General features: G+C 75.8%; 6 protein-coding genes. 4 read left to right on the plus strand and 2 right to left on the minus strand.

Translation table 11 applies throughout. From position 1 onward, the window contains the following. Positions 1-2,046: 2,046 nt before the first annotated feature. The 4 genes from GCL84_RS03090 to GCL84_RS03105 all read left to right on the plus strand — a co-directional run bounded on the left by GCL84_RS03090 (position 2,047) and on the right by GCL84_RS03105 (position 8,385). Positions 2,047-5,466, plus strand: coding sequence for a toxin glutamine deamidase domain-containing protein (locus GCL84_RS03090; protein ID WP_156753797.1), 3,420 nt, complete (start codon positions 2,047-2,049; stop codon positions 5,464-5,466). After that, positions 5,463-5,933, plus strand: a complete 471-nt coding sequence (locus GCL84_RS03095; protein WP_156753798.1) for a hypothetical protein — start codon at positions 5,463-5,465, stop codon at positions 5,931-5,933. The genes GCL84_RS03090 and GCL84_RS03095 overlap by 4 nt, the downstream gene beginning before the upstream one ends. A gap of 39 nt (positions 5,934-5,972) precedes the next feature. Then, positions 5,973-7,913: a YrhB domain-containing protein gene (locus GCL84_RS03100; RefSeq protein ID WP_156753799.1), complete on the plus strand. Its 1,941-nt coding sequence runs from the start codon at positions 5,973-5,975 to the stop codon at positions 7,911-7,913. Between the two features lie 178 nt (positions 7,914-8,091). Further along, a complete protein-coding gene (locus tag GCL84_RS03105) occupies positions 8,092-8,385 on the plus strand; it encodes a GNAT family N-acetyltransferase (RefSeq protein WP_156753800.1) in 294 nt (97 codons plus the stop codon). 60 nt (positions 8,386-8,445) lie between these two features. Here GCL84_RS03105 and GCL84_RS31105 read toward each other — a convergent pair whose 3' ends face one another. Both GCL84_RS31105 and GCL84_RS03115 read right to left on the minus strand, forming a co-directional pair. Further along, positions 8,446-14,757: a type I polyketide synthase gene (locus GCL84_RS31105; protein WP_156753801.1), complete on the minus strand. Its 6,312-nt coding sequence runs from the start codon at positions 14,755-14,757 to the stop codon at positions 8,446-8,448. Between the two features lie 25 nt (positions 14,758-14,782). Next, positions 14,783-18,521: acyltransferase domain-containing protein (locus GCL84_RS03115; RefSeq protein WP_156753802.1), on the minus strand; the 3,739-nt coding region annotated here is incomplete at its 5' end.

Below are 18,521 nucleotides of genomic sequence, written 5' to 3' on the forward strand. Positions count from 1 at the left end.
CCCACACCCGGCAGCAGCCCCTCACCCAGCGGTGCACCCTCACCCGGCAGCAACCCCACACCCAGCGGCAGTCCCTCTCCCCATGGCGCACCTAGCAACGGGTCCGTGCCCAGCGGTGGCCACCCAGCCAGCGGCACCCCTTCCAACAGCGGTCCCACCTCTGGTGGCAGCCACACCCCTGCTGGCAACCCCGCCGCCCCCGGCCACGGTTCCCCCACATCCAGCGGCGGCTTCCGCACCCCCGCTGACGGCTCCCCCGGCCCGCACTCGCCACAGCACGGCAGCGACCCCGCGAGCGGACGAAGCCCGCATGGGTCCGCGGCCAACACCGGCCATGCGGTCCAAGGCACCCCCAACCCAAGCGGCTCCACCGAATCCGGGGGCAACCGCCCAGCCACAACCAGGCCCGACGGCACCACCCCAGGCTCGGCGACCGGCGGCTTCGGCATGGCCCCCGGCGGCTTCGCCCCCGAGGCAGGCCCCGACCACAACCGCGGTCAGCAACCCGCAGGCGGACAAGGTTTCGGCCACCAACCCCCGCCCCCCATGGGCGGCGGCAACGCCCCGCACCACCGTGGCGTGCCGCCCCAGCGCGGCCCGCGCCACCACATGCCCCCCGCGCCGCCCCAGCACCAGGGCCCACGCCCCCCACAGCCGCCCGGCCCCCGTCCTCAGCGGCAACAGCCCAATCCGCACGGCGGGCAACAGAACCCCCCGCGCCACTACGCCCCGCCCCGGGGCAACCTCAATCACACAGGCGCACCCAACCGAGGCGCGCCGATCCAGCCCGGCCCCAACCCGGGCAACCCCAACCGCGGCCTGCCGAACCACGGGGCGCCGAACCAGCCTGGCCCCAACCGCATGGGTCCTAACGGGCGCATGCCCAACCAGGCCGACCCCAACAGCACCGGTCACCACCTTGGCGCGCCCAACCAGGCCGACCCCAGCCGCACCGGCCCAGGCCACGGCATGCCCGACCAGCGGAACCTCGCCGAGGGCCTGCCCACCAGGCCCGGCCCAGGGCACACCGGCCAGCACCAGGGCCTGACCAATCGAGGCGCACCACACCAGCCCGGCCCCAATCCAAACCCCACCAACCAGCCCGGGCCACACCACGACCTCCCACACCAAACCGCGCCCCACCAACCCAACACCAAGCACACCGGCCCATTCCACGGACCCCAGAACCAAACCACGCCCCGCCAGCCCAGCACCCACCACACCGGCCCACGCCATGGCCTCCCACACCAGGCCACGCCTCACCAGCCCGGCACCGACCGGAGGCTCGGTGGCCAGCCGAGTCCCGGCGAAACCGGCCCCAGCAGCAGCCTTCCCAATCGGGGCACGCCACAACAAACCGGCGGTCCCGCTGACCGACCTGCTCCCCGCCAGACGAGTCCAGGCCCGGGCGGCGCACCACACCACCTAGGCTCCGTCAGCCCTCCTGCCCCCGACCACAACGCCCCCGACCGGGGCGGTGCGCCTTCCCGATCCGGTTCCCAGGAGGGCACACCTCACCGCGACACCGAGCCGCAGAGCCCTCCCACCGCAAGCCCCAACCCGACCGGTCCACTCCGGCAGGCCCAGACCCATGTCGGCGATCCGAACCAGGGTGCCCCAACCAGAAGCGGCCCCCCGCACCGGACTGTCCCGGCCCACAGCACTCCCCCGGGCAACGCCCAGGACGCCCCCCACCGGAGTGGCCCAGCTCAGGGCGACCTCGGTCGACGTGGTCCGCACCAGGACAACGAGCACAACGGCCAGCCCCAGAGCCGGCAGGGGCAAGACACGCCCGCTCCGGTCCACAATGGTCAACCCCAAGCCACCCCGTGCCGGGCCTTCGACCCACAGGACACCGCCCCTCAGCACCAGCCGACGCAAGACCACGCCGATCCCACTGAGTCGGCCATCAGTTCCGCGCTCGAGGGCGGCCAGTCCTCGACCGTCGACGAGGGCTACCTCTACGACCCGGACTTCCGGGCGTCGGGGGAGGACAGGCGTGCCCTCTGCGCGTTGATGGACAAGCACGCGGGTCGTGAGGAGCAGGTGACCGCGAACGCGCTGCGGTTGCGGGACAGGTCCCCGGCGATGGCGGGGGTGTCCGACGCGGGTGCGATGGCGTTGCACGTGTACACCGAGCACGACGTGTTCGACCACGTCAACCGGGCCATGCGGGTGGGGCCGGTCGAGCGGTCGTTCAACTTCGAGAAGATGACGCTGGCCAACCGGGCGATCGTCTCGGCGATCAACGAGTTGCCGCCGCGGGCGTTGAGCATGGTGCGGGGGGTCAACTCGTCCCAGGGGGTCGAGGGGGCGCGGCTGATCGCGGCGCAGTACGAGGTGGGGAAGACGACCGTCGAGCCCGCGCTGGTCAGTGCGACCATCAAGGGCGACGGGGTGGAGAGCAGTCAGTTCGGCAAGGCTGTGGAGATCCACATCGAGTCGAAGACGGCGCGGGACATCCAGGCGCTGTCGAGCAAGCCGGGTGAGCGGGAGGGCATCAGCAAGCCGGGCAGCCAGTGGCACACGGTCGACAAGCAGGTCTTCGACGAGGGCACCGCGCAGGAGCGGACGGTCATCCGGGTCAAGGAGGTCGTCCCCGGCGACCCCGAGTACCTGGCCAAGCCCGAGGCCGACGCGGAACTGGCCCGGCGCCGCGAGGTCAACAAGGTGGAGGCGGCCCGCCGGGAGGCCGAGGCCGCCAAGAAGAACGGCGCGGGCGGCGCCGAGACAGGCATCGCGGGCGCGCTCGCGGGCGTCCCCGGGCCCGTGGAACCGGACCGGTCCGCCACCGACCGGACACCCGAGAAGCCGGACACCCCGCGCCGGACGCCCTCACTCACCGACCGGCTGGACCAATCGGACCCCGAGCCCGTCCGGGAGTCCCCTCGCCCCGACCACGCGGACGCGAACACCCGGCCCCCCGTGTCGGACACACCGACACCCCTCGGCCACCACGGCACGGACGGCCGACCCACCTCATCGGACGCCACCCCCGAGACCTCGACACCACCGCACCGCACCAACACCACGAACACACCCGAGACTCCGACCCAACACACCACCGACACCCGACCCCCAGAAACACCCACCCGCCACAACGCACACACCGACACACCACCAACCACCCCCAAGGCGCCGACACCACCGCACCACACCAACACACCCGGGACTCCGACCCGGAACAGCACCGACACCCGACCCCCATCCCCGGAGACACCCGCCCGCCGCACCGACACCGAGACCCCGACCCAGCTCAGCAGCAACACCCGGCCCCCACTCCCCGGAACACCCACCCGCCACAACGGACACACCGAGGCACCGACACCGCCTCGCCACACCGCGCCCCCCTCAACGAACACCCCCGGGACCGCACCCCCGCACAACAGCGGCACCCGCCCCCCAGAGCCCCGGCACACCAGTCCGGACCACACCAGGCCCACCACCCCAGCAGGCGCGGGCCACCCCACCGGCCAGTCGACGCCCTTCGGCCGCACCGCCCCACAGACCGCAGCCCTGAACCGCCCCGGCCACACCGCCCACCTGCCCCACAACCCGCACAACCACCCACCAGAGGACCCCCAACGCCTCCCCCACCGCCAAGCCGCGGGCGACCTCACCCAGCTCCGAGAAGTGGCGATCGGCCCGTCGCGGGACTGGACCCGGTTGGCCAGGCCGACGCGGCCACCGTTCGAGGCGGCGATCCACGCGGGGTCGGCGCACCCGTTCGACGGGGCGCGGTACCTGGCCGACGAGCACCCGGAGCTGGCGCGGGTCAACCCGCACTTCCGGCACCCGCACGGGTACGCCAACGGGTTCCACACCAACTGCACCCGGGCCACCACCGCGTCGGCGCTGCGGCACGCGGGCATCGACACGGCCGCGGGCCCGGTGCTGCCCAGGGACCTCGAGGCGCACGGGACGCTGGAGTACGTCCAGAGCAGGCTGGGCGGGCAGTGGCAGGAGCACCGGGACTTCGACAGCGTGATCCGCGAGATGCGCACGCGGCCGTTCGCCTCGCGGGCGGTGGTGGCCATCGAGTTCCGGGGGTCCGACGGCGCGACCTACAAGCACGTGGCCGACGTGGTGCACACCCGCCACGGCGTGGCGTTCGTCGACGGGCAGTCGAACAGGTTGCTGCACCTGCCGGACAACGCGCACCGGGTGCGGCTGCTGCCCTACGACCTCGCCGAGGTCGCCCGCAGGCACCAGGCCCAGGGCGCGGGCGGACCGGAGCCGCACGCCCAGCGGGGACACGGTTTCGGCAGCACCGACCAGCCGGGGCAGCCGACTGGCGACGCGGCGGCGCGGCGGCGGGTGCCCTCCATCGAGGAGGTCCACGAGTACCTGCGGCGGGCCGACGTCGTGGCGGCGATGGCCGAGGCCGACAAGGCGAGCCAGCGCGACGAGTCGGCCAAGGTGGCGCTGCGGACCAACGGCGAGGACCACCGGGAGCACGTCGGCCGGGCCATCGCCATCCTGCTGCCCCGGCACCCCGAGCTGCTGGGCACGATGCAGGCCGTGCCGTTCCTCGAGCGCTCCCTGCTCGAACGGCCGCAGGCGCTGGCGAACGTGTTGCGCTACCCGGAGGCCGTGACCATCCTCGGCGAGTGCGTTGACGAACTCCTGCACCACCCGGGTGGCGTCGAGGCCCTGGTCGAGAGTGTCACGGGACCGGGCTCACCGCGGCCCGCCGACCTCACACCCGAGCAGCGGTCGGTGTCCGACACCGTGCGGCAGACGATGGCCGACCTGCGTACCGACGACGTCGTGCAGAGTGGCTTCGACCCGAGCAGGCGGGACGACGAGAGCTACCGGCGGTCCTACATGGACAGCCTGTTCGAGGGGTGGCCGGAGAAGCAGGCGATGCTGCACTCGCTGGCCGAGGAGGTCGCGCAGGTCAGCGACGGGACAGCGCACTCACGCCACTCGGAGAAGAGTCACCGGCGCGCGTGGGACAAGGCCAGCGCCCCGGGCAAGACGCCTGCGGACCTCACCGACCTGGTGGGGTCGAAGGTGCAGTTCCACACCCTGGGCGACGCCTACCGGGGGCTGGCGAAGTTGGTCGAGATCACGGAACGGCCGAACAGCCCGTACCAGATAGTGTCGTTCGAGGACCGGTTCCGGGCGCCGCAGAGCAGCGGGTACCGGGACCTGCAGCTCTCGGTGCGGATGACCCTGCCCGACGGCGGCACGCACGTCGGGGAGCTGCGGCTGCACCTGCACGCGATCGACGAGGTCGCGAAGTACGAGCACGCGCTGTACGAGGTGCGGCGCGACATCAAGGCCATGGCCGAGGAGCGGGTCGCGACCGAGAACGCGGGCCGCGCGCCCGCTGACCGGCTCCCGGTGCGGATGACCCCCGAGGAGCAGGCGCTGATCCGTTCGATCCTGGGGCGCGAGCGGGAGCTGTTCGGCGCGGCGTTCGGCGAGGCGGGCGGGACGATCGAGGGAGGCGGGACATGACGGTGGCGCACACCAGCTACTACCGGTACGGGGGCACGAGCTACCGCATCGAGGTGGACGAGGACCACACCGAGCGCGGTTACCTGCTCAACCGCGACACGGGTGTGTTCGAGCGCAACGACGACCTCATCTTCGAGGTCACCAGCGCGACCACGACGAGCTACATCTCCGCCGTGCCGGAGGAGCAGTACCGCTGGCAGACCGAGGGTGTCCGGGAGCAACTGACCGGCACGGGCCCGGCCTTCGCCCTCTACGACACCGTCGACGCGATCTACGACCGGGTCAAGGCCGAGGGCCGCAGGCGGCTCACCGACGGCGAGCGGGTGCTCGTCCAGTCGATCCGGAAGCGGACGTTCGCCCTGTGGGAGGACGACGACCGCCGCCGGGCCGCGGGTCAGCAGCCGCTGAACGTCGCCACGGGGTGGCGGGGCTGGCCCAAGTCCGACGGCGCGGAGGGCACGACATGACGGGGGACGACGAGCAGTGAGCGAGAAGGGGGATGGGTCGTGAACGCCGATGAGGCTGTCGCACGGGTCGAGGAGTGGTTGCGGCTCAGCGAGCTGACGCGGATGGCGGTGGACCGGGAGAACGTCCGGCGGGTGCCCGACGGGTGGTTGGTGCCGTACAACTCGCGGGCGTACCTGGACGGGACGAACCCGGACGCCGACCTGTTCCCCGCGCCGGGGCTGATCGTGCGCGAGCCGGACGGGCAGCTCCGCGACGCGCCGCCGCGGCCGGACATGGTGAGCACACCCGCGCGGGTGCCGGGGCAGCGCCACCTGATCGAGCTGATCGATCCCGAGTTCGCCGAGTCCGGGCTGGCGTACCTGGGGGTGCCGCCGGACGCCGTGGTGGCGTGGGAGGACCCGGAGACCGGTGAGCAGATCGCGAACCCCGACTACCGCAGCGGCGGGTTGCGCAAGGGGATGCGCAGGCCGACGCTGCCGCTGGAGTGGCTGCTGGTCTTCCGGAACGCGTGGTGGCTCGACGACCGGAAGTTCCTGATCGCGCTGACCCAGATGGACGGGTACGTGCGCCAGCACACGAGCCTGCACGACGTGTACGCGAGCCCGCTGGCGCTCGGGCCGACCCTGGACGGGGTGTTCTACCGGCGGGTCTCGCTGTCTGTCTACGTGCACGAGGTGCCCGCCGACGCCGAGGTGCTGATCCGGGGTGCGCAGCGGCTCGACCGGTTCGTCGCCGGGGACCTGGTGGCGACGTTGCGGGACTACCCCCGGGTGTTCGAGCCGGTTGACGAGCTGGGGACGCGCTACGACCAGACCGAGGAGATGACCGAGTTCATCGGGCAGACCGCCGCGGAGATCGGGGCGACCGGGAACCTGCCGCGCCCGGAGTTCCCGATCCGCGAGGCCAGGACGAACGGGTGGGAGCTGTCCGACGAGCAGGTGCGCTCGATCGTGCGCGGCGGGCTGTGGCTCAAGTCGGGCCGCGAGGTGCCCGCCGACCTGTTCAGCGCCGGGCTGCGCGCGGGCTTCGACGACGACGGCGGGTTCGTGCCCCTGGTCGACGCGTTCGGCAAGCTCAGCTTCGAGCACAACTACGGGTGGCGCTACAGCTTCCCGAAGGTTCTCGGCTCCTACCTGGGCTTCGCGATCGGCGAGGCGCTGGGCTCGATCCCGCAGGACCCGTTCGACGCCCCCGACGTGCTGCCGATCGGACCGCTGACCCGGCGGCTGCTGGCGCTGACCGACGGCCTGATCCGCAACGGCCACGACCGGCCGACGGTCGAGCAGGTGCGCGCGGCCGCCTCGGTGGGCCTCACCGCGACCGACGGCCTGCTGCCCAAGGTCCTCGGCCCGGTCCCGCCGATCGAGGACACCACGGCGATCGGTTTGATCGCCGCGCTGCCCGCCGCCCTGCTCGTCGGCGGCCCCTACACCGAGCCCGCCGACGGCCTGCGCGCCGCCGCGCGCGGCCTCGCCGGGCTCACCGCCGAGCAGGACGGGCCCGCGACCGAGTACCTGGCCGTGGTGTTCTCCGAGATGATGCGCAAGGAGCCCTTGGACAACCGACTCTGGATGGTCGCCCAGGAGACCGAGGTCGAGGGGGTCGAGGTGAAGCTGAGCCGGTTCAACTACTCGGGCGTGCCGGACATGCCCGAACCGACCAGGTTCGGCGCGGGCCACGACCCGCTGACGGTGCTGCTCCAGTCGCTGGCGGCGGTGTCGGGGTTCGAGCACCTGGCCCGGCTCGCGTTCAAGCGGGCGGTCACCCACGCGGGCAACCGCGCGCTGGTCGGCGCGCTGGCCGGGGCGGTGCTGGGCTCGCACACCGGGGCCCCCGGCCTGCCGTGGCAGTACAACCTGCCCGACCGGCCGATCGTGGAGACCTTGGCCACGGAGGCGTTCAGCCACTTCAACCACTCCTCGCCGCGGCACTCCGGCCGGTGGGACCGCCGCTACCCGGTGGTGCGCTTCGACGGCTGAGGCGCGCTGGGCGATGGCGGCCCACGTCGGCGGGGCTGGGCAGATCGGCCATGAGCGTGTGCAGGTCGCGGGCGTGACGGCACTGGTCACGTGTGGAGGCCAGGGCTTCGACCAAGGAGCGATCGCGCAGGAGCGGGTGTGGCCCCGCCCCGCCCGCGCGGCGAGTACCGTCGGTGCCATGGCAGAGGTAGAGGTCAGGGACTCCCCGGAGCGCAAGCGCTTCGAGGCGGTCGTCGACGGTCAGGTGGCGGGGTTCGCCGAGTACATGCACGGCGACGGGCTGGTGGTGTTGCCGCACACCCAGGTCGACCCCGCCTTCGAGGGCAAGGGCGTGGGCGCCGCGCTGGCCAGGGCCGCGCTCGACAACGCCCGGTCGCGGGGCGTGCGCGTGCTGGCGACGTGCCCGTTCATCGCGGGCTGGATGAACCGCCACCCCGAGTACCTCGACCTCGCCTACCAGAACCAGAACTGACGGCGGCGCCACCGCCCGGCCCCAGGTGTTCCCGGGGCCGGGCGGTGGCGCGGGCGCGGGTCAGGGTGCGGCGACCAGCGCGGTGGGGGCGGGCAGGTAGCCGGACTCGACGAAGAAGCCCAGGTAGGTCCGGACGAGGTCGGGGGTCAGGCCGGGGCAGGTGATGCCCGAGGCGGCGAGGGCGGCCTCCGTCTCCGAGGTGTCGATGGCGGGGTAGAAGCCCTCCGGCTCGGCCAGCATCATGTCGAAGGCGTCGAGGAGGGTGATCAGCGGGTTGTCGCGGTCGGCGGTGATGCGGGAGCGCCACTGCCCGACCGGGAGCTCCTGGAGCGGGTAGCCGAAGTCGGCCAGGTGGTCGGCGAGGGTGGCGAAGGACAGGTGGTCCCGGTTGTCGATGTGGAAGGTCCGCGCGGACTGGGCGGGTTGGCGGGAGAGCTGGACCAGGGCCGAGGCCGCGAAGTCGACGGGGACCATGTGCAGGTCGCCGCGCAGGCCCTCGGGGCGGGCCCCGGCCTGGACCAGGCCCTTGACGGCCAGCCAGACGTAGTCGCGGGTCTGGCAGGCGCCGGTCGTCCGGTCGCCGGAGATCAGGTCCACCCGGTAGACCGAGACCGGGAGACCGCGCAGCCGGGCGAGGTCGATCATCTGCTCGGCGACCCACTTGCTCTGCACGTAGCCGCTGGGCAGCGCCTCCGGCGGCCCGGCGACGTCGGTGACGGCCAGCGGGACGCCCGGGGTGGCCGGTCCGGCGAACACGCCGGTGGTCGACACGTGGTGCACGGGGACGGTGCGGTGGCGGGCGGCCAGCCGCAGGACCTCCTCGGTGCCGACGACGTTGACCGCGCGCAGGTCCGGGTAGGGCAGCAGCCAGTTCACCCCCGCCCCGGCGTGGTAGACCGCGTCCATCTCCCGGGCCAGCTCGTCGTGCTGGTCCTCGGTCAGCCCCAGCCGCGGGGACGCCAGGTCGCCGGGGACGGCGACGACGCGGTCGAGGTCGACCTCGGCGTCGAGCCGGTACCAGCGCAGGTTGTCCACCAGCCGGGCCCGGGCCTGCGCCGCGTCGGCCGCGCGGACCAGGCAGTGCACGACGGCGTCGGTGGCGCGCAGCAGTTCCCGGAGCAGGAACGCGCCGAGGAAGCCGGTGGCCCCGGTCAGCAGCACCCGTCGCGGGTCGGTCGCGCAGTCCACCACCTCCCCCTCCACCTGGATGGCGTCGTCGAGGCGCACGTCGGCGGCGAAGTCGACGGTCCTGGCGGCGGTCGCGCCGTCGCCGAGGACGCCGTCGAGGTAGGCCGCGACCGCGTCCGGGGTCGGGTGGTCGAACACCAGCGTCGCGGGCAGGCGGCGCTCGGTCAGGGTGGCGAGCCGGTTGCGCAGCTCGACCGACAGCAGCGAGTCGAAGCCCATGTCGGGGAACACCTGCCCGCCGCGCACATCCGCCGGGCCCGCGCCGAGCACGTCGGCCACGGTGGCGGTGACGGCGGCGGAGATCTCGGCGAGCCGCTCGGCGGGCGCCAGCCCGGCGAGCAGCTCGCTCAGGCCGGGGCCGCCCGCGACCGCCTCCCCCGCCCGCGGCCGTGACGGCAGGCCCGCCACGGCGCGCAGCACCGGCGGCACCTGCTCGGGGCGGGCGCGCAGCGCGACCTGGTCGACCGGGGCGGCCACCAGGGCGCTGGGCCCGGCGCGCAGGGCGGCGTCGAGCATGGCCAGGCCCGCGGCCGGTTCGACCGTGCGGTAGCCCGCGCGCTCGACGCGCTTGCGGTCGGCGTCGTCCATGTGCGCGGTGACGCCGCTGGTGGGCGACCACAGGCCCCAGGCGACCGAGGTCGCGGGCAGGCCCAGGGCGCCGCGGTGCGCGGCGAGGCCGTCGAGGAAGGCGTTGGCGGCGGCGTAGTTGCCCTGGCCCGCGCCGCCGATCGCGGCGGCGAGCGAGGAGAACACCACGAACGCCGTGACCGGGTGCTCGCGGGTCAGCTCGTGCAGGTGCCACGCGGCGTCGGCCTTGGGCCCCAGGACCTTGTCGAGCCGCTCGGGGGTCAGCGCGCCGATCAGGCCGTCGTCGGTGACGCCCGCGGTGTGCACGACCCCGGTGACGGGCGAGGCGGCGGCGGCCAGCGCGGCGCGCAGCGAGTCGCGGTCGGCGGCGTCGCAGGCGATGACCTCGACCCGCGCGCCCAGCCCGGTCAGCTCGTCTACCAGCCCGGCCGCGCCGGGCGCTGCGGCCCCGGACCGGCTGGTGAGCACCAGGTCCCGCACGCCGTGGGCGGTGACCAGGTGCCTGGCCACGAGCGCGCCGAGCGTGCCGGTGCCGCCGGTGACCAGGACGGTGCCGCTGGGGTCCCAGCGGCCCGACGGCGGGGCGGCGTTGTCGGCGACGACCCGGCGCAGGCGCGCGGCGAGCAGCTCCCCACCGCGCGCGGCCACCTGCGGTTCGCCGGTGGCCACCACGGCGTCGAGCACGCTGGTGTCCACATCGGAGTCGGCGTCGAGCAGGACGACGCGGCAGGCGTTCTCCGACTGGGCCGAGCGCAGCAGGCCCCACAGCGCCGAGCCCGCGACGTCGGCCACGCCCTCGCCGAGGACGTCGACGACGCCGTGGGTGCGCACGACCAGCGGGACGTCGGCCAGTGCCTCGTCGGCCGACCAGCGCTGGATGAGCGCCAGCACGTCGGCGGCGCGCCGGTGCAGCCCGTCGAGCACGCCCGCGTCCCCGGTCGGGAACACCGCCACGACGGCGTCGACCTGGCCCGGGGTGGGCAGGCCGGTCAGCGGCAGCGCGCCCGCCGGGCCCTGGCCCAGCGCGCCCCAGCGCAGCGGGGTGGCCACCGGCGGCGGGACCGGCGACCAGTGGGTGCGCATCAGCCCGTCGTAGGGGCGCAGCCGGGCCCGGTCGCGGGCAGCGGCGTCGCGTGGCGCCAGGCGCACCCGCTCGACCTCGGCCACCGCGCCGCCCGCGGTGTCGGTGAGCCGGATCGACGCGGTGCCGTCCGGGGCGTGGGCGACCCTGGCGCGGACGGTGGTGGCGCCGTCGGCCTGCGGCTCGAACCCGGTCCACTCCACCGCGGCGACGTCCGGGCCGAGTGCGGCCAGCAGGGCGGCGTCGAACAGGGCCGGGTGCACGGCGTGGCCCGCGGCGGACCCGGTCAGGGCAAGCTCGGCGAGGGTGTGCTCGCCGTCGCGCCACAGGCCGCGGACCTCCACGCCTGCCACGGCGGGCCGGTCGCCCACCGGGGTGGCGGCGCCGGGCCAGGGCGCGGTGTCGACGGCGCGGCGCGGCCCGGCGGCGGTGACCCGGCCGGTGGCGTGCGCGGCCCAGGCGTGGTCGCCGTCGTCGGGGCGGCTGTGCACGGTGACCTCGCGCCCGCCCGCGACCTCGGGGCCGACCCGGACCTGCAGGTGCAGACCGCCGCGGGCGGGCAGCACCAGCGGCGTGGCGACGGACAGGCGGGTGACGCGGGGCGCGCCGACCTCGTCGCCCGCGCGGGCCGCGAGCGTGACCAGGGTGGACTCGGAGACCTCCCCGTCCACCGCCCACGGCATCCTGGCGCGGGTGACCCGGCCGGTGAGCACGGCCTCGTCGCGGCCGGCGACGCCCACGACGGCGTCGAGCAGCGGGTGCCCCGGGACGCCGACGCCGAGGTCCTGGGCGGTGGCGCCCTCACCGGTGTCCTCGACCCAGAAGCGCTGCCGCTGGAACGGGTAGGTCGGCACGGCGGCGGGCCTGCCCGCGCGGCCGAAGAAGGCCTTCCAGTCCAGGACGACGCCGCGCACGTGCGCCTCGCCGAGGCCCCGGACCAGTGAGTCCACTTCGGGCTCGGTGGCGCGCTGCACGGCCACCGCGGCGACGTCGGGCACGGTGGCGGCGACCATCGGGGTCAGCACCGCGTCCGGGCCGACCTCGACGACGGCCGTGACGCCCTGCTCGGCCAGGGTGCGCACGGCGTCGGCGAAGCGGACCGCGTCGCGGACGTGGCGGACCCAGTGCTCGGCGTCGAGGACCCGGCCGCCGACGAGCGAGCCGTCGAGCGCGGAGACCAGGGACAGCACCGGCGGGCGCGCGGTGACCGACTCCGCGACCGCGCGGAACCCGTCCAGGACCGGGTCCATCAGGCCGGAGTGGAAGGCGTGGCTGACCGGGAGCCGCTTGACGCGCACCCCGTCGCCGCGCAACTGGGCGGCGAGGACGTCGACGCGCTCGGCGACACCGGAGAGCACCACGGCGGCGGGGGCGTTGACCGCGGCGACGTCCACACCGGGCACGTCGGCCACCAGGGCGCGCACCCGGTCCTCCGGCGCGGCGACGGCGAGCATCGCCCCGCCCTCGGGCAGCGAGCCGATGAGCCGGGCGCGGGCGGCGACCAGCGCGGCGGCGTCGGGCAGGTCGAACACGCCCGCGACGTGCGCGGCGGTGATCTCGCCGAGGGAGTGCCCGGCCACGAGGTCCGGGCGCAGGCCCCACGACTCGAGCAGCCGCCACAGGGCGACCTCGAAGGCGAACAGCGCGGGCTGGGTGTAGCGGGTCCGGTGCACCTCGTCGGTGCCGACGACCTCGGCCAGCGGGCGGTCCATGTGCGGGGCCAGCGCGGCGGCGACCTCGTCGTGGGCCGCGGCGAACACCGGGTAGCGCTCGCGCAGCCGCTCCCCCATGCCCGGCCGCTGGGCGCCCTGTCCGCTGAACACCACGGCGGTGCGCCCACCGGGGACGGGTTCGCCGAAGACCACGCCGGGGGCGGTCGCGCCCTCGGCGACGGCGTCGAGCGCGGCGAGCAGGGTCTCGCCGTCCGCGGCGGGGACCGCGGCCCGGACCGGCAAGCCCGCCCGCCCGCCCGCCATCGTCGCCGCGAGGTCCGCGGTGGAGCAGTCGCCGGACCGCAGGGTGCGGGCGACGCGGGCGGCCTGGGCGCGCAGGGCGGACTCGCCGCGCGCCGACAGCAGCAGCGGGGCGGGGCCGGTGAACGGGACCGGCTCGGCGGCCGCCACCGCGGGGGCCTGCTCGATGATGACGTGCGCGTTGGTCCCGCTGACACCGAAGGACGACACGCCCGCGCGGCGGGCGCGGGCGACCTCGGGCCAGGGGCGCGGGTCGGCGAGCAGGCGGACGTTGCCCGCCGCCCAGTCGACGACCGGGGTCGGCTCGACGACGTTGAGCGTCCTGGGCAGCACGCCGTGCCGCATCGACATGATCATCTTGATCACGCCGCCGACGCCCGCCGCCGCGACGCTGTGGCCGATGTTGGACTTGAGCGAGCCCAGCCACAGCGGCTCGGCGCGGCGCTGCCCGTACGCCGAGAGCAGCGCGCCCGCCTCGATGGGGTCGCCGAGGCGGGTGCCGGTGCCGTGCGCCTCGACGGCGTCGACGTCGGCGGGGCCGAGGCGGGCGTCGGCGAGGGCGGCCTGGATCACCCGCTCCTGCGCGGCGCCGCTGGGGGCGGTGAGGCCGTTGGAGGCGCCGTCGGAGTTGATGGCGGTGCCGCGCACGATGGCGAGGACCTCGTGGCCGTTGGCGCGCGCGTCCGACAGCCGTTCCAGCAGGAGCAGGCCGACGCCCTCGGACCAGCCGGTGCCGTCGGCGTCGGCGGAGAAGGACTTGCAGCGGCCGTCGGGGGCCAGGCCGCGCTGGCGGGAGAACTCGACGAAGCCCGCGGGCGAGCCGTAGACGGTCGCGCCGCCCGCCAGCGCCAGGCCGCTCTCACCGGAGCGCAGCGAGTGCACGGCCAGGTGCAGGGCGACCAGCGACGACGAGCACGCGGTGTCGACGGTGACGGCGGGCCCCTGCAACCCGAAGGTGTAGGACAGGCGGCCGGAGGCGACGCTCGAGAGCTTGCCGGTCATCAGGAAGCCCTCGAGCTCCTGCGGCCCGGCCAGTCCCAGGTAGCTCTGCTCCCCCACGCCCGCGAACACGCCGGTGTCGCTGCCGCGCAGGGTGCCCGGGTCGATGCCCGCCCGCTCGAACAGCTCCCACGCCGTCTCCAGCAGCACCCGCTGCTGCGGGTCCATGGCCAGCGCCTCGCGCGGGGAGATGCCGAAGAACGCGGCGTCGAACTCGGTGGCGGCGCCGATGAAGCCGCCGTGGCGGGTGTAGGACCTGCCCGGCCGCCCCGGTTCGGGGTCGTAGAGCCGGTCGATGTCCCAGCCGCGGTCGGCGGGCCACTCGCTGATGCCGTCGCGGCCGCTGTCGACCAGCCGCCAGAGGTCGTCCGGGGACGACACGCCGCCGGGGTAGCGGCAGGCCATCGCCACGACGGCGATCGGCTCCGGCTCGGCCTCGACCGGGCCCGCGGCCTCCAGTTCGGCGATGCGCCGCCTGGCCTCCTGCAGGTCCGCGGTGACCCACTTCAGGTAGTCCAAGAGCTTTTCGTCGTTGGTGGACATGATTCTCCCTAGGTTGAGCCGTGGATCAGCCCGCGGAGCGGCCGAGTTGGTTGTCGATGAAGGCGAACAGCTCGTCGGAGGAGACCTCCCGCAGGTCCACCGCGGCGACGGCGGGCACGGGCGGCTCCGGGACGCGGGCGGGGGCGCGGTCGGCCGCGTCCAGCTCGGCGGCCAGGGCGCGCAGCCGGACGGCCGCGGCGGCGCGGTCGCCCGCCGTCCCGGCGCCCACGGCGGCGGCGAGGCGGTCCACCTCGTCGCGCAGCGGGTCGCCCGCGGCCGCGTCGAGCAGGACCAGGAGCTCGTCGGCGAGCGCGGCGGGGGTCGGGTGGTCGAACACCACGGTGGCGGGCAGCCGCAGCCCGGTGGCGGCGGCGAGCCGGTTGCGCAGGTCGACCGCGGTGAGCGAGTCGAAGCCCAGGTCGGACACCGTCCGATCGGCGCCGACCGCGGCGCTGCCCGCGTGGCCGAGCACGGCGGCGACCTCGGCGCGGACCCGGTCGAGCACCGCCCTGGCCCGGTCGGCGGCGGGCAGCCCGTCGAGCGCCAGCGGCGCGGCGGGCGCGGGGGCGCGCTCGTCCGCCGCCGGGGCGAGCAGACCGGACAGCAGCGGGGTGGCGGTGGCGGGCAGGGCCAGCGGCGGCGCGGCCACCCACGCCTGGTCCACCGCGAGCGCCCCGGCGAGCAGGGCGGTGCGCTGGGCGGCCTCGACGGCGCGGAACCCGGTCGGGTCGTCCGCGCCCGCCCAGGCCACGGCCGTGCCGGGCAAGCCCGCCGCGCGCCTGCGGGCGACGACGGCGGCGGCGAACCCGGCCGCCGCGGCGCGGTCGGGGTCGGGCCCGCCAGTGACGCCGTCGACGTCGGTGAGCACGACGACCGCGCCCGGCCGCTCACGCAGCGGCCAGAGCTGTTCGGCGGTGGCCCACGGGTCGTCGGTCCCGCCGAGGGTCAGCACGTCGTCCCAGGCGGGCGGCGCGGCGCTGCCCGCGCGGGCCAGGCGCGGGACGACCAGGGCGCCGTCGCGCAGGGCCGCCTCCGGCTCCCCGGAGGCCAGCAGCACCGCCAGGTCCGGGTCGCCGGTCGGCGCGTCGAGCAGGACGACCCTGCCCGGCGCGGCGCAGGCCAGCGCCCGGACCAGGCCGCGGACCGCCCCGGCGACGGGGTCGGTGTCGGCGTCGCGGGTGAGCACGACCAGGGTGCCCGTCCCGGCCATGCGCGCCTCGACCGCGGCCCGAACCTCGGCGACGACCCGGCGGGCCTCGTCGGGGCCGGGGCCGTGGGCGGGGACGCGCAGCACGGTGGCCTCGGCGGCCTCGGCGGGCCCGGTGCGCCCGCCCGGGTCGGGCAGCGGCACCCAGACCAGGTGGTGCGGCGCGGCCCCGGCGGCGAAGCGGTCCAGCGGCACCTCGGCGAACTCGACGTCGGCGGCGGCCAGCACGGGATCGCCTGCGGCGTCGGTGAGCAGCACGCCGGACCCGACGCGGTGCGCGGTGGTCGGGGTCGCGGCCGACAGCAGCCGCACACCGCGCCAGCGGGCGGGGACGAGCAGGCCGTCCGCGCCCGGCTCGGCGCGCAGCGCCGCGTCGAGCAGGTCCGGGTGCACCCGGTAGCGGCCCACCGCCGGGTCGGCCGTGCTGACCGGGGTCCCGGCGCCCGCCGGGACCGGGACCACCGTGGCGTCCTCAGTGGACAGGGTGCCGCCCGCGTGCTCGACCCAGACCGCCGCCGGGTCGTCGACCTTGGCGTGCACGGTCACGGACCGGTCGCCGCCCTCGTCCGGGGCGCCGACGCGGACCTGGACCCGCACGGACCGGCCGGGCGGCACGACGACCGGCGCGGCCACGACCAGCTCCGCCAGCACCGGGGCGCCGACGTCGGCCCCGGCGAGCAGGGCCAGCTCGACCAGCCCGGCGGCGGGCAGCACCGGGGCGTCGACCACGACGTGCCCGGCCAGCCAGGGCTGCGCGCGCTCGTCGAGGACGCCGGTGAACACGACCTCGCCGCCGCCGGCGAGCGCCATGGCGGCGCCGAGCACCGGGTGCGCGAGCGAGGTCAGGCCGAAGCCGCTCGCCGGGGCGGTGGGCGCGGTCGGGGTCAGCCACAGCCGCTCGCGCTGGAAGGCGTAGGTGGGCAGCGCGACCGGGCGGGCGCCGGGCACGAGCCGGGTCCAGTCCAGTCCGGCGCCCCTGGCGTGCAGGGCCGCGGCCAGTGCGACGACGGTGCGCGTGCCGGGCTCGTGGCGGCGCATCGACGGCAGCGCGGCCAGCCCGGCGTCGGGCAGCACGGCGCCGACCAGTCCGGACAGGACGGCGTCCGGGCCGACCTCCACGACCGTGGTCGCGCCGTGGTCGAGAACGGCCAGCGTGGCGTCGTGGAAGCGGACGCCCGCGCGGACCTGCTCGACCCAGTACCCCGGGTCGGCCCAGCGCTCGGCGGGCTCCACCCGCCCGGTCACGGTGGACACGATCGGCAGCCCGGCCGGGCGCAGGACCAGCCCGGAGACGACCTCGCCGAACGCCTCGAGCATCGGCTCGACCAGCGGCGAGTGGAACGCGTGGCTGACCGTGAGGCGCTTGCCGCCGCCGAGCGACTCGGCGACCACGAGCACGTCGTCCTCGACGCCGGAGAGCACCACCGACCCCGGCCCGTTCACCGCGGCGATCCCGACCCGCGACTCGCGCCCGGTCAGCAGCGGCAGGACCTCGGACTCGGCGGCCCGCACCGACACCATGGCCCCGCCCGGGGGCAGCGCGCCCATCAGCCTGCCCCGGGCCACGACCAGCGTCGCCGCGTCCGCGATCGACAGCACCCCGGCCACGTGCGCGGCCGCGACCTCGCCGATCGAGTGCCCCACCAGGACGTCGGGCCGCACGCCCCACGACTCCAGGAGCCGGTAGAGCGCGACCTCGAGCGCGAACAGCGCGGGCTGGGCGAACTCGGTGCGGTCCAGGTCGGCGCCGCCGAACACGGTCTCGGCCAGCGAGCGGCCGAGCGGGCCGTCGACGGCGGCGGCCACCTCGTCGAAGGCCTCGGCGAAGACCGGGTGCGCCGCGTGCAGGTCGCGCCCCATGCCCGCGCGCTGCGAGCCCTGCCCGGTGAACGCCACGGCGAGCGAGCCGGGGCGGGCGGGGGCCAGCGGCGTCGCGGTGCGCAGCGCCTCGGCCAGGTCGGCCGGGTCCGCGTCGCCGGGGACGACGGCCACGGCGGCGTCGTCGAGGCGGGCGCGGGTGGTGGCGAGGCTGAACGCCAGGTCGCCCGCGGCCGGACCGGTCCGCTCGACGTGGCAGGCAACGCGGTCGAGCTGGGCGGCGAGGGCCTGGGGGCCGCGCGCCGAGACCACGACCGGGACCAGCGCGGCGGGCGCGGCGGGCGCGGCGGCGGGCTCCTGTTCGGGGGCCTCGATGATGACGTGGGCGTTGGTGCCGCTGATGCCGAAGGAGGACACCGCGGCCCGCCGCGGCCGGTCGCGGTCGGTCCACGCACGGGCGTCGGTCAGCAGTTCCACGGCGCCGCCGGACCAGTCGACGTGCGGGGTGGGCTCGTCGACGTGCAGGGTCTTGGGGAGCACGCCGTGCCGCATCGACATGATCATCTTGATCACGCCGCCGACCCCGGCCGCGGCCTGCGAGTGCCCGATGTTGGACTTGAGCGAGCCCAGCCACAGCGGCTCGGCGCGGTCGCCGCCGTAGACCGAGATCAGCGCGTCGGCCTCGATCGGGTCGCCCAGCGTGGTCCCGGTGCCGTGCGCCTCGACAGCGTCCACATCG

It is taken from the genome of Actinokineospora pegani, assembly GCF_009745975.1.
GTDB classification, from domain to species: domain Bacteria; phylum Actinomycetota; class Actinomycetes; order Mycobacteriales; family Pseudonocardiaceae; genus Actinokineospora; species Actinokineospora pegani.

Excerpts from the sequence above, each read along its gene's own strand:
- GCL84_RS31105 (WP_156753801.1), bottom strand. The coding sequence starts at position 14,757 with ATGTCCACCAACGACGAAAAGCTCTTGGACTACCTGAAGTGGGTCACC.
- GCL84_RS03105 (WP_156753800.1), top strand. The coding sequence starts at position 8,092 with ATGGCAGAGGTAGAGGTCAGGGACTCCCCGGAGCGCAAGCGCTTCGAG.
- GCL84_RS03095 (WP_156753798.1), top strand. The coding sequence starts at position 5,463 with ATGACGGTGGCGCACACCAGCTACTACCGGTACGGGGGCACGAGCTAC.